General features: G+C 47.1%; 11 protein-coding genes and 1 pseudogene. 9 read left to right on the forward strand and 3 right to left on the reverse strand.

All coding sequences use genetic code 11. The annotated features are described in order from the left end of the window. Positions 1–89 precede the first annotated feature (89 nt). Genes purM through purD form a run of 4 tightly spaced genes read left to right on the forward strand, consistent with a single transcriptional unit; the run spans position 90 to position 4,533 of the window. Positions 90–1,130, forward strand: coding sequence for a phosphoribosylformylglycinamidine cyclo-ligase (purM, locus tag SB658_RS18385; protein WP_015715442.1), 1,041 nt, complete (start codon positions 90–92; stop codon positions 1,128–1,130). Continuing rightward, positions 1,127–1,714: a phosphoribosylglycinamide formyltransferase gene (purN, locus tag SB658_RS18390; protein WP_015252651.1), complete on the forward strand. Its 588-nt coding sequence runs from the start codon at positions 1,127–1,129 to the stop codon at positions 1,712–1,714. The genes purM and purN overlap by 4 nt, the downstream gene beginning before the upstream one ends. Then, positions 1,711–3,249 (forward strand): bifunctional phosphoribosylaminoimidazolecarboxamide formyltransferase/IMP cyclohydrolase, encoded by a 1,539-nt coding sequence (gene purH / locus SB658_RS18395; protein ID WP_163182150.1) that lies wholly within the window; start codon positions 1,711–1,713, stop codon positions 3,247–3,249. The genes purN and purH overlap by 4 nt, the downstream gene beginning before the upstream one ends. 15 nt (positions 3,250–3,264) lie before the next feature. Then, positions 3,265–4,533 carry a phosphoribosylamine--glycine ligase gene (gene purD, locus SB658_RS18400; RefSeq protein ID WP_015715444.1) on the forward strand — a complete coding sequence of 423 codons (1,269 nt, stop codon included), beginning with the start codon at positions 3,265–3,267 and terminating at the stop codon, positions 4,531–4,533. Between the two features lie 39 nt (positions 4,534–4,572). Here purD and SB658_RS18405 read toward each other — a convergent pair whose 3' ends face one another. After that, positions 4,573–4,992 carry an Lrp/AsnC family transcriptional regulator gene (locus SB658_RS18405; RefSeq protein WP_015252648.1) on the reverse strand — a complete coding sequence of 140 codons (420 nt, stop codon included), beginning with the start codon at positions 4,990–4,992 and terminating at the stop codon, positions 4,573–4,575. Between the two features lie 143 nt (positions 4,993–5,135). On the opposite strand from SB658_RS18405, the pseudogene SB658_RS18410 reads away from it, so the two are divergent. Then, a pseudogene (locus tag SB658_RS18410) lies at positions 5,136–6,409 on the forward strand (APC family permease). 14 nt (positions 6,410–6,423) lie between these two features. Here SB658_RS18410 and SB658_RS18415 read toward each other — a convergent pair. Further along, positions 6,424–6,651: a YgaP family membrane protein gene (locus SB658_RS18415; protein ID WP_003233931.1), complete on the reverse strand. Its 228-nt coding sequence runs from the start codon at positions 6,649–6,651 to the stop codon at positions 6,424–6,426. A 128-nt stretch (positions 6,652–6,779) separates the two neighbouring features. Here SB658_RS18415 and SB658_RS18420 point away from each other — a divergent pair, with 128 nt between their 5' ends. Genes SB658_RS18420 through SB658_RS18430 form a run of 3 tightly spaced genes read left to right on the forward strand, consistent with a single transcriptional unit; the run spans position 6,780 to position 9,861 of the window. Then, entirely contained in the window at positions 6,780–8,522 is a 1,743-nt protein-coding gene (locus tag SB658_RS18420) for an adenine deaminase (RefSeq protein ID WP_015383004.1), read from the forward strand. A 26-nt stretch (positions 8,523–8,548) separates the two neighbouring features. Then, positions 8,549–9,544 carry a DUF3048 domain-containing protein gene (locus SB658_RS18425; protein ID WP_015715446.1) on the forward strand — a complete coding sequence of 332 codons (996 nt, stop codon included), beginning with the start codon at positions 8,549–8,551 and terminating at the stop codon, positions 9,542–9,544. A gap of 2 nt (positions 9,545–9,546) precedes the next feature. Then, positions 9,547–9,861: a YerC/YecD family TrpR-related protein gene (locus SB658_RS18430; protein ID WP_003219429.1), complete on the forward strand. Its 315-nt coding sequence runs from the start codon at positions 9,547–9,549 to the stop codon at positions 9,859–9,861. A 37-nt stretch (positions 9,862–9,898) separates the two neighbouring features. Here SB658_RS18430 and SB658_RS18435 read toward each other — a convergent pair whose 3' ends face one another. Further along, on the reverse strand, positions 9,899–11,476 hold the full coding sequence (locus tag SB658_RS18435) for an FMN-binding glutamate synthase family protein (RefSeq protein ID WP_003233925.1): 1,578 nt from the start codon (positions 11,474–11,476) through the stop codon (positions 9,899–9,901). A 263-nt stretch (positions 11,477–11,739) separates the two neighbouring features. On the opposite strand from SB658_RS18435, the gene pcrB reads away from it, so the two are divergent. After that, a complete protein-coding gene (gene pcrB / locus SB658_RS18440) occupies positions 11,740–12,426 on the forward strand; it encodes a heptaprenylglyceryl phosphate synthase (protein WP_029726604.1) in 687 nt (228 codons plus the stop codon). Positions 12,427–12,465 lie beyond the last annotated feature (39 nt).

The following is a 12,465-nucleotide window of genomic DNA, read 5'->3' on the forward strand; positions in this document are numbered from 1 at the left end:
GACATAAAGGCAGCGCAGTTCGGCTGCCTTTCTCTTTCTGCCCTCGTTCGGGGAGATATTTTGAAAAGCGCCTTAAAGGAGTGAATAGGATGTCTGAAGCATATAAAAACGCAGGAGTTGACATCGAAGCCGGATATGAAGCTGTCAAACGAATGAAAAAACACGTGGAGCGCACGAAACGGCTTGGCGTTATGGGCAGCCTTGGCGGTTTTGGCGGCATGTTTGACCTGTCTGAGCTTTCTTATCAAAAACCAGTTCTCATTTCGGGAACGGACGGTGTCGGCACAAAATTAAAGCTCGCTTTTTCCATGGATAAGCATGACACGATTGGCGTGGATGCTGTTGCAATGTGTGTCAATGACGTGCTGGCACAAGGTGCAGAGCCGCTGTTTTTCCTCGATTATTTAGCGGTTGGCAAAGCGGACCCAGTGAAAATTGAACAGATTGTACAAGGTGTTGCGGAAGGCTGTGAGCAGTCAGGTTCAGCCTTAGTCGGCGGTGAAACGGCTGAAATGCCGGGACTCTATACAGCTGATGAATACGATATTGCCGGTTTCTCAGTCGGAGTGGCAGAAAAGGACGAAATCGTGACTGGAGAAAATATCGAAGAGGGCCATCTGTTGATCGGCCTCAGCTCCAGCGGCCTTCACAGCAACGGCTTTTCCCTTGTCAGAAAAGTGCTTCTGGATGATGCGGAGCTGGACCTCGATACAACATATGAGCCGTTTGAACGCCCGCTTGGCGAGGAATTGCTTGAACCGACAAGGATTTACGTGAAGCCTGTGCTTGCCGCGGTCAAAAGCGGAAAAATCGACGGCATGGCGCACGTGACAGGCGGAGGATTTATTGAAAATATTCCGCGTATGCTTCCGGAAGGCTTAAGTGCGGAAATTGATCATGGCTCATGGCCGATCCCGCCGATTTTCTCTTTCCTGCAAGAGTACGGCAAGCTGAAGGAAGAAGACATGTTCAACGTCTTTAATATGGGGATCGGTTTTGTTTTGGCTGTCAAAGAAGAGCATCTGACAGATGTGATCAGAACGCTTGAAAGCCATGGCGAAAAAGCCTATTTAATCGGGCGTGTGAAAAAAGGTGAAGGCGTCACATTCGGCGGTGCGGCACTTTCATGAAAAAGTTTGCGGTATTTGCATCAGGAAACGGTTCAAACTTCGAAGCCATCGTTACGCGTTTGAAGGAGGAGAACTGGGATGCGTCAGCAGCGCTCCTCGTTTGCGACAAACCGCAGGCGAAAGTCATCGAACGGGCGGAAGCATTCCACATTCCATCCTTTGCATTTGAGCCGAAGTCTTATGAAAACAAGGCCGCATTTGAACAAGCCATCATTGAACAGCTTCGTCTTCACGAGGTTGAATTGATTGTTCTTGCCGGCTATATGAGGCTAATTGGTGATACGCTCCTTCAAGCATATGGAGGAAAAATCATTAACATTCACCCGTCGCTTCTTCCGGCGTTTCCTGGGATCGACGCAGTCGGACAGGCGTTCCGGGCGGGTGTGAAGGTGGCCGGAATCACCGTGCATTATGTCGATGAAGGAATGGATACAGGTCCGATCATCGCTCAAAAGGCAATCGAAATTGATGAACATGATACATTGGAAACAATCGAACAGCGGATTCACAAGCTTGAGCATAAATGGTATCCGAGTGTGATTAAACAGCTATTAGGATTAAATAACAGAGGTGAAAAGGCATGACCATTAAACGTGCGTTAATCAGTGTTTCAGATAAAACAAATCTCGTTCCTTTCGTAAAAGAACTGACAGAGCTTGGCATTGAAGTCATCTCCACAGGCGGAACGAAAAAGCTTCTTCAAGAAAACGGTGTGGATGTGATCGGAATTTCTGAAGTGACAGGCTTCCCTGAAATTATGGACGGCCGGTTAAAAACCCTTCACCCGAATATTCACGGCGGCCTTCTGGCGGTTCGCGGCAATGAAGAGCATATGGCGCAGATCAATGAACACGGGATTCAGCCGATTGACCTCGTTGTCGTCAACCTCTATCCATTTAAAGAAACGATTTCTAAGGAAGACGTCACATATGAAGAAGCGATCGAAAATATCGACATCGGCGGACCTGGCATGCTGCGTGCGGCATCAAAGAACCATCAGGATGTCACGGTTATCGTCGATCCGGCCGATTACAGCCCAGTGCTAAATCAAATCAAAGAAGAAGGCAGCGTATCTCTTCAGAAAAAACGCGAGCTCGCGGCAAAAGTATTCCGTCATACTGCGGCATATGATGCACTGATCGCTGACTATCTGACAAATGTTGTCGGTGAAAAAGAACCAGAGCAATTCACTGTGACATTTGAGAAAAAACAATCGCTTCGCTATGGAGAAAACCCGCATCAGGAAGCAACTTTCTATCAAACAGCTCTTCCTGTCAAAGGCTCCATTGCGCAAGCAGAACAGCTTCACGGAAAAGAGCTTTCTTACAACAACATTAAAGACGCGGATGCGGCAGTTCAAATCGTTCGTGAATTCACTGAGCCGGCTGCTGTTGCTGTGAAGCATATGAACCCGTGCGGTGTAGGAACAGGAAAAACGATCGCCGAAGCGTTTGACAGAGCGTTTGAAGCGGATAAAACATCTATCTTCGGCGGCATTATCGCGCTGAACCGTGAAGTGGACAAGGCAACTGCCGAAGCGCTTCACAACATTTTCTTAGAAATCATCATTGCGCCTTCATTCAGCCAAGAAGCGCTCGACGTCCTGACTGCGAAGAAAAATCTCCGCCTGCTGACGCTTGACGTATCCGCCGCTGTTCAAAAGGAAAAACAGCTGACATCCGTTCAAGGCGGGCTGCTGATTCAAGATTTAGATATGCACGGCTTCGATGATGCTGAGATTAGCATTCCGACAAAAAGAGAGCCGAACGAGCAAGAGTGGGAAGACTTGAAGCTTGCTTGGAAAGTCGTGAAGCATGTGAAATCAAATGCGATTGTTCTCGCGAAGGACAACATGACAGTCGGCGTGGGAGCAGGCCAAATGAACCGCGTCGGATCGGCAAAAATCGCAATCGAGCAAGCAGGGGAAAAAGCGAAGGGCAGCGCGCTCGGATCTGATGCATTTTTCCCAATGCCGGATACTGTTGAAGAAGCAGCAAAAGCAGGCGTTACGGCTATCATTCAGCCGGGGGGATCTGTGCGTGACGAGGATTCCATCAAAAAAGCGGATGAATACGGCATTGCCATGGTATTCACCGGCATCAGACACTTCAAACATTAAGGGGATGAAAACGACGTGAATGTATTAATTATCGGTAAAGGCGGAAGAGAACATACGCTGGCGTGGAAGGCAGCGCAAAGCAGCCTCGTCGAGAATGTATTTGCCGCTCCCGGAAATGACGGCATGGCAGCTTCCGCACAGCTTGTAAACATTGAGGAAAGCGACCACGCAGGGCTTGTCTCATTTGCAAAACAAAATCAGGCCGGCCTGACCATTGTCGGCCCTGAGGTTCCTTTAATTGAAGGTCTGGTGGATGAATTTAAAAAAGCGGGACTGCGCGTGTTCGGCCCGTCAAAAGCCGCGGCGATCATCGAAGGAAGCAAACAGTTCGCTAAGGACTTAATGAAGAAATACGACATTCCGACCGCAGAATACGACACGTTTACATCCTTTGATGAGGCGAAGGCATATGTGCAGGAAAAAGGTGCTCCGATTGTGATAAAAGCAGATGGACTTGCAGCTGGAAAAGGCGTTACTGTTGCTATGACAGAGGAAGAAGCAATTGCGTGTCTGCATGACTTTCTTGAAGATGAAAAGTTCGGTGATGCGAGCGCGTCCGTTGTCATTGAAGAATATCTTACTGGTGAAGAATTTTCTCTGATGGCCTTTGTCAAAGGGGAAAAGGTGTATCCGATGGTGATTGCCCAGGATCACAAGCGTGCGTTTGACGGAGACAAAGGCCCGAATACAGGCGGAATGGGCGCTTACTCTCCAGTTCCGCAAATTTCGGATGAAACGGTCCGCCATGCTGTAGAAACGATCGTGAAGCCGGCCGCAAAAGCAATGGTACAAGAAGGCCGTTCCTTCACTGGCGTTTTGTACGCTGGATTGATGCTTACTGAAAACGGCTCGAAGGTCATTGAATTTAATGCCCGTTTCGGCGATCCGGAAACACAGGTCGTGCTTCCGCGCATGGAATCTGATCTGGTACAGGTGCTTCTTGATCTTTTAGATGATAAGGAAGTTGACTTAAGATGGAAGGATACCGCTGCTGTTAGTGTGGTGCTTGCTTCTGAAGGATATCCGGAAAGCTACGCAAAAGGCACGCCGATCGGCAGCCTTGCTGCGGAAACTGAGCAGGTCGTGGTCTTCCATGCCGGAACGAAAGCAGAAGGCGGAGAGTTCGTTACAAACGGGGGGCGCGTCGCCAATGTGACAGCTTTTGATGAATCGTTTGAAGCGGCTAGAGACCGAGTGTACAAAGCGGTTGATGAAATTTTCAAACCGGGACTCTTTTTCAGAAAAGACATTGGGGCACGCGCTTTAAAGGCTGCCCAAAAATAAGTGAGGAAAACCCGCAGAATAGCTGCGGGTTTTTTGTTATCAAAAAGCGGGATGGCAGCTGGAAGAAGAAAGGACAACGAGCGTGGTTGGTTTTCCATGGGCCATCGAGGCGTCAATAAAATCCTCAAGCGTATGTACCGATTCAGTCACGACCTTTGTCACATAGCTGTACATACCCGTGATGCGGTGGTTTTCTGCTACATCAGGATGCGATGTTGCAAAGGCGGCGTAGTGCTTACAGCTTTTTGGCTCCATGAGAATAAAAGCGGTGACATGCTTGTTTAGTTTTTCATAACAGATATTCGCGCTGTACCCGGTAATCACTCCTTTGTCTTCAAGCTTCCTGACACGCTCCGCCGCGCTTGGCGAACTGAGTCCGACAAGCTTTCCCAGCTCAACCATCGTTAATCTGCCATTTCGCTGCAAATGCGAGAGAATCTGAAGGTCTGTATCGTCCATTTGTCTGGCTCCTTTACATATTTAGGCGAATGAATGAAAATTCCTTTGATCGTAAGGTAATGCTGTTGATTTACCTTCATTGTAGCATATGGATGCCGTCTTATTTTTTCTATAATAAAGCCATCAATCAGAGAGGGGGCATCATGTTGCCAGAATTGCAGCGCTCTATTACTTGGATACAAGGGACGGCGTTAACGATTGGGGCGGTTTTAGGCTGCGGGATATTAATTCTGCCGTCTGTCACCGCGGACACGGCCGGTCCGGCTTCTTTATTTGTCTGGGTATTCATGTCTTTTTTATCTTTTCTTCTTGTCGGCACGCTGGCCCGGCTTGTGAAAATCGCGCCCAGCGCGGGAGGAATCACGGCTTATGTGCAGCTGGCCTTTCAGAAAAAAGCCGGGGCTATTTTGGGCTGGATCATGTTAGGGTCCGTTCCGATCGGCGTTCCCATCATCGCTTTGACTGGCGCGCATTACGTCAGTTACGTCACAGAGGCGGCGGATTGGCAGGTTACATCGATTGCTGGTTGCATGCTGGCTATATCTATTTTGCTTCATATGAGAGGCATTCAACTATCCGCAAACATCAGTACACTCGTTATTTGTGTCATCGTATTTCTGCTTGTCACTTCTATTGCTGTGTCATTGCCACACGTCACGATAGCAGAATTCAAGCCGTTTCTTCCGCATGGCTGGTCTGCCGCGGGATCTGTTTCTGTTATGATTTTTTTCTCTTTTGTAGGCTGGGAAATGATTACCCCGTTGGCTGAGGAATTTCATCGCCCTGAAAAAGATGTCCCGCTCAGCTTGTTTTTGGCAGCGTCTTGTGTGGCAGGGCTGTATATCATGCTGTCATTTGTGACGGTGGGGACTCATTCATACGGAGAGAATGGAGAAATTGCATCGCTCGCCATGCTCATCTCAAAAGGAGCAGGGGAAAGCGGTGTATATGTCACGGTTTGTTTAGCGCTGTTTATTACATTCGCCACCATCCATGCCAATATTGCCGGTTTTTCAAGAATGGTGTACGCATTGGCGAGAGAGGGGCACATACCCGTATTTTTTGGAAAACTCAGTGCGACAAAACGTACGCCTATTCGCGTTTTGACAGCGATGGCCGCAGTGTTTGGCTTAGTGCTTGCGGCGCATGGTCTGTTTCAAATCGATTTGACGACTCTGTTGAAAGGGCCGAGCGCGGCTTTTATCGCATCTTACATATGTACAATGGCGGCAGCACTGAAACTGCTGGGCAGGAGAGATATAGGCTGGTGGATGGCGCTCGGGGCATTTGTGGCGTGCGCGGTGATTTATTCATTCAGCGGCTGGGCACTGCTTTATCCGGCAGTGCTGGCAGCTGCAGGATATTTCTATATGAAAACAAAGGGTGGGCATAAAAAAAGCTTGATCACGTTTTGTGATCAAGCTTTTCCATTTATCCGTTTTGATGCTCGTTATTTCCAGAATCACTGTGTTGAAACATGTAGGTCACAGGACAGAAGCGCAAGATTCCCGAACCCGCTTTCATGGCCCCCATAAAGATGTAAAAGAGATGCATTCTGCACCAAGGTTTTTTCGTAAACTTTGCACTGGCGGCTGACATAATCGTCAATCCGCAGGCGATTCTGAACACGGCATTGATGAGACTGATGTTTGGCTTCAAGGAAATCCGCTCCTTTTACTTAAAAAAGTTTTTTAACCGAACCTTCAAAAATTTGTAACGTTTTTATCGTGCGTGATGAGGAAGGATGTGATACCATGAGTCTAATACATGTAAAGGAGAGTATGTGAATGTCCGAACGCACCTTTAACTGGAAAAACAAAGACATCAGGGCACAGGTTGATGTTGTAGACTCAAAGCTGCTTCCAACGCTCCTTTTACGGAATGCTCTCGTCTTAAATCCATATGTAAAACAATGGCTGAAAAAAAACATTTGGATTTATCAGGACCGCATTGTTTATGTGGGTCATGAACTTCCGAATAGAGCCGAAGAAATTCATACGATTGATTGTGAAGGAAAATACATTGTGCCAGGTTATATTGAACCGCACGCACATCCTTTTCAAATATATAATCCCCAAACACTGGCGGAATATGTGTCTCAATACGGAACAACGACATTCGTGAATGATAACTTATTTTTGCTTTTGCAAAGCGGAAAAAAGAAAGCGCTTACGATTTTGAATGAACTCAAAAAGCAGCCTGTCCAGTATTTTTGGTGGTCACGCTATGACCTCCAGACCGAGGTTCTGAACGAGGACCACGTCCTTCCATTTGACGTCAGAAAACAGTGGATTGAACATCCGGATGTGATTCAAGGCGGAGAAATGACCGGGTGGCCTCGCTTGGTAGATGGTGATGATTTAATGCTCCACTGCATGCAAGCTACAAAGAAACAGAGAAAACGCATTGAAGGGCATTTTCCCGGCGCTTCTGATAAAACGCTTACAAAAATGAAGCTGTTCGGAGCGGATTGTGATCATGAAGCGATGACAGGTGATGAAGTGATGAGAAGGCTGGAACTGGGCTATTATGTTTCCCTTCGGAACTCTTCCATTCGCCCTGATGTAAGAAAAATCTTGCAGGAGCTGCATGAGAAGGGCTTCCGCTATTATGACCACTTCTTTTACACGACAGATGGCGCAACCCCGAATTTCTATAAAGGCGGCATGACAAACGAGCTGATTCGCATCGCTTTAGAAGAAGGCGTACCTGCAATCGACGCCTACAATATGGCATCATTTAATATCGCAAAGTATTACCAAATGGATGATTATTTAGGAGTTGTCGGACCGGGTAGACTGGCATCGCTCAACATACTGGAAGATCCGTTAAATCCGAATCCCGTGACTGTTCTGTCAAAAGGGACCATTCTGCGTGAAGACGGCTGTGATTTGAAGGCGTTTACAAAGACGGACTGGCACAAAGGCGGTCTTGTCCCGCTTGAGCTTTCATATGATATGACGATGGATGACTTGCAGTTTTCTATGCCGATGGGCGTGAAAATGCGGAATGCGGTTATTATGGAGCCATATATGATTGAGATCGACAATTCGATGGAACAGCTCTCGTTTGACCATGATGAAAGTTATTTGACGATGCTCGACAGACACGGGAAATGGCGCGTCAATACGATGATAAAAGGGTTTGCCTCAAGCGTGCAGGGATTTGTAAGCTCCTTTACGACGACGGGCGACATTGTCGCGATTGGAAAAAATAAAGCGGATATGCTGCTCGCTTTCGCTCGCATGAAAGAAATCGGAGGAGGAATTGTTTTAGCGGAGAACGGAAACATTCTGCATGAAATCCCGCTTGCGCTGTGCGGCTGCGCCTCTTCGGAAGCGTATGAAGACGTGCTTGAGAAGGAACAAAAGCTGAGAGATCTTTTGACTGAAAGAGGCTATGAGTTTTGCGATCCTATCTATACGCTGCTCTTTTTGCAAAGTACGCACCTTCCGTATATACGCATTACGCCAAGAGGAATCTTCGACGTCATGAAAAAAACTGTACTCTTTCCATCGATAATGCGTTAAAATATAAAAGAGCAGGGAGCCGACATATGAAAAAATGGATGACAGTTTGCGCGCTGTGTTTCGTGTTTTTTCTGCTGGTATCCTGCCAGCAGAAGGATGCTGTCCCGGATACTGCAAAGAAGCTGAAAGCTCCTTTAACGGGGCTAAAGACTGAACAGAAGGTGACTGAACGCCGGCCTGTTGCTGTTGTGGTGAACAATCACCCGAAGGCGAGGCCGCAGTCGGGTCTGTCTAAAGCCGACATAGTCATAGAAGCGCTAGCCGAAGGGCAAATCACAAGATTTCTGGCCATTTTCCAAAGCCAGATGCCTGAAACTGTCGGACCTGTGCGGAGCGCGCGGGAATATTTCGTCACTCTCAGCAATGGCTTTGACAGCATATTTGTCCATCACGGCTGGAGTCCCGGCGCCAAAGAGCAGCTGGAATCCGGAGCTGCTGATTATATGAACGGATTGGATTTTGACGGAAGCTTATTTTGGAGAGCTGATTTCAGCAAACCGCCCCATAATTCCTATACGTCTTATGATTACATAAAAAAGGCGGCGGAACAAAAGGGTTATAAGCTGAAGCAGGAAACAAATCCGCTGCTGTTTCAAACATCAGATGCAAAACCTGCAAATGAATCTTACAATGTTCGGGTAGATTATGGAACAAATAACGTTACAAATCTTGTCGAATACAACTATGATAAAAAAGCTGAATCTTATACAAGAAGCTCTGATGGTGTCATAACGACAGACCGGGAAACCGGAAAGCCGGTTGCAATGCAAAATATTTTCATTGTTGAAGCCAGCCATCATATTATTGATCAAGATGGAAGGCGGGACATCGACTTGGAATCAGGAGGAAAAGGTCTGTTGTTTCAGCACGGAAACGTCATTGAAACAGACTGGAAACAAGTGAATGGCAGAATTGTGCCGGTAAAAGACGGCAAGTGGCTTCCGTTTGTGCCAGGAAAGACTTGGATCAATATCGTACCTGATCTTGATGCGGCTTCCATTAGTAAAGGAGAAGGTGTGTAACGATGCAAATCGATAAATTACGCGGCAAAGAGCTGGACCAGTTATTTAACTCGATCTTATCGCTGAAAGACCTGGAGGAATGTTACCGATTCTTCGATGATCTATGCACAATTAACGAAATTCAATCGCTGGCTCAGCGCCTTGAAGTGGCGCGCATGCTTCGCGAAGGAAACACGTATCATAAGATTGAAACAGAAACAGGCGCTTCCACGGCTACGATTTCCCGTGTGAAACGCTGCTTAAATTACGGGAATGACGCTTATGAAATGGCGCTTGACCGTGTGAAAGAGACGGAAACTGAGTCTTCTTCAAAATAACATAGAACCGCCCTGCCGTTCGGCAAGGGCGGTTTCTTTATGAAACAAATTGATGGATCAGGTTGTCGATATTGATGATACTGCCATCCTCTTTCCGATAGACAACATGCTCCTTGGAAAAATGAATCGGCGAATTAATCCCTGCTGCGGCTGCAAGGTTAAATAGTCCCTCGCGCAATGAAATAACGTAGTTGCAGACACGATGCTGTTTTTCCTCAACGCTCAGTGCTTTTTGCAATTTCGGATCTGTCGTCGCCACACCTGCCGGACAGGTGTTGGTGTGGCAGACGAGAGCGCGGATGCAGCCAACGGAAAACATCATGCCGCGTGCGATGTTAACAAAGTCAGCGCCGAGGGCTAAGGCGACCGCGATTTTATCAGGAGTCAGGAGCTTTCCGGAAGCAAAGATTTTCAGCTGGCTGCGCAAGCCGTACTGTTTAAGAAGCGTGTCCACAATAGGCAGCGCTGTCATAATCGGAAGGCCGACTGTATCCGCGAGCTCGTAAAAGGAAGCTCCGGTACCGCCTTCACTTCCGTCGATCGTGATAAAATCCGGATGCTTTCCGCTTTTCTGCATATGAGAGAAAAGCTCATGCAATTCTTCAGGATGCCCTGCGACCAGTTTGATGCCGACTGGCTTTTGTCCGACATCTCTAAGTTTTTCAATAAAGTCGAGCATTTCAGGAGGGTTTGAGAATTCATAAAAGCGGTTCGGGCTGTCAATCGACTTTCCAGGTTCGACATTCCGAATGTCTGCCACTTCCTCTGATACTTTGGCGCCGTCCACATGGCCGCCGCGGGTTTTCGCTCCTTGTGCCAGCTTTAGCTCAAACGCTTTAATCTGGTCAATCCTGCTTTTTCTTTTAAATTCCTCCCACGAAAATTCCCCGTTTCTTTTGCGCACGCCGAATAGGCCCGGTCCGATTTGGCAAATGATATCGGCGCCGCCCTTTAAGTGATATTCAGACAATCCCCCTTCACCTGTATTCATCCAGGTGCCGCCTGCCAGATGGAGCCCTTTTGAGAGCGCCGTAACAGCCCGTTCTCCAAGAGAACCGTAGCTCATGGCAGACTGGCCGACTAAGCCCTTCACATAAAATGGCTTCTCGCATGTATGCTCGCCAATCACCTGTACATCATCAGGATGGAGAAAATACGGGTCTGCCTTGATATGTTCGGCATGCTCCTTGCGTTTGAACAGATTGTCAGCATCCATTTTATAGATTTGGGTTTCAATTTTTGGCGTTTGATTTACGTGCATTTCTTCCCTTTGTTTTGGAAACATAGCGTTACGGATATAATAGCCAGGTTTATCAAAATCTCTTACAGATCCAAAGCCCATCATTCTGCTTTTGTATTTGCCGGAGATGACGGTTTGCTCATATTCCTTTCGTGAAAAAGGCTGCTCCTCATTGTCATTGCTGTATAAATACTGTCTGAGCTCCGGCCCGATTTTTTCAAGGATATACCGAAACCTTCCGATGACGGGATAGTTGCGAAGAATTGAGTGCTCCTGCTGTTTTTCATCCTTTATGTAGATCCAGGCAAACAAGACGATCGGGATAGCGATGATCCCTATGATAAATGCGATGAGTGCTATTATGATGGTTTCCATCTCTCAGCCTCCCTTTTTATGTAACCATTTCCACAGTTGAACACTTTCCAAACAATAGCAGAAGGAATCTGGTGAAAAATGTGTGCTTCTGCCGATACAGGACTCACCATGCAGGTCTGCCTCCTGCTCTCTTTTTTTATGAAAAAAGAATCAAAACACCTTTTTCAGTGAATAACGAGATTAACGGCTTTTTCCGTTTTTCCGCGCTATGTGAATTTGTTATAATGTTTAAATGGTAACAAACGAATGGAGGAACGTATGACGTGTACGATGTAACGGAGTGGAAGCATGTCTTTAAACTCGATCCAAATAAAGATTTGCCTGACGAACAGCTGGAGATTCTTTGCGAATCAGGAACGGATGCGGTCATTATCGGAGGCAGTGATGGTGTGACAGAGGATAATGTCCTGCGGATGATGTCTAAGGTAAGACGGTTTTTGGTGCCGTGTGTCCTAGAGGTATCAGCGATTGAAGCGATCGTTCCCGGCTTTGACTTATATTTTATTCCGAGTGTATTAAACAGCAAAAACGCGGATTGGATTGTCGGAATGCACCAGAAAGCCATGAAGGAATACGGAGAACTGATGTCTATGGAAGAAATCGTGGCGGAGGGCTACTGCATCGCAAATCCAGATTGCAAAGCCGCGGCACTGACTGAAGCGGACGCCGATCTGAATATGGATGATATTGTCGCCTATGCGCGTGTGTCGGAGCTGCTGCAACTGCCGATTTTTTATTTAGAATACAGCGGCGTGCTTGGAGACATAGAAGCTGTCAAGAAAACGAAGGCTGTATTGGAAACGTCCACCTTGTTTTACGGCGGCGGCATCAAGGATGCGGAAATGGCCAAACAGTATGCAGAGCATGCGGACGTGATCGTTGTAGGCAATGCGGTGTATGAAGATTTTGACAGGGCTTTGAAAACAGTAGCGGCTGTGAAAGGCGAGTAGTAAATTGTACGGATTTGGTTTATGATAGAACATATGTTT

This window comes from Bacillus sp. SIMBA_008 (assembly GCF_046535495.1).
In the GTDB taxonomy this organism is placed as follows: Bacteria; Bacillota; Bacilli; order Bacillales; family Bacillaceae; genus Bacillus; species Bacillus subtilis.

Coding starts and splice junctions, on each gene's coding strand:
- SB658_RS18425 (WP_015715446.1), top strand. CDS start 8,549: ATGAAAAAATGGATGACAGTTTGCGCGCTGTGTTTCGTGTTTTTTCTG.
- SB658_RS18430 (WP_003219429.1), top strand. CDS start 9,547: ATGCAAATCGATAAATTACGCGGCAAAGAGCTGGACCAGTTATTTAAC.
- purM (WP_015715442.1), top strand. CDS start 90: ATGTCTGAAGCATATAAAAACGCAGGAGTTGACATCGAAGCCGGATAT.
- purN (WP_015252651.1), top strand. CDS start 1,127: ATGAAAAAGTTTGCGGTATTTGCATCAGGAAACGGTTCAAACTTCGAA.
- purH (WP_163182150.1), top strand. CDS start 1,711: ATGACCATTAAACGTGCGTTAATCAGTGTTTCAGATAAAACAAATCTC.
- SB658_RS18420 (WP_015383004.1), top strand. CDS start 6,780: ATGTCCGAACGCACCTTTAACTGGAAAAACAAAGACATCAGGGCACAG.
- SB658_RS18405 (WP_015252648.1), bottom strand. CDS start 4,992: ATGGACGATACAGACCTTCAGATTCTCTCGCATTTGCAGCGAAATGGC.
- SB658_RS18435 (WP_003233925.1), bottom strand. CDS start 11,476: ATGGAAACCATCATAATAGCACTCATCGCATTTATCATAGGGATCATC.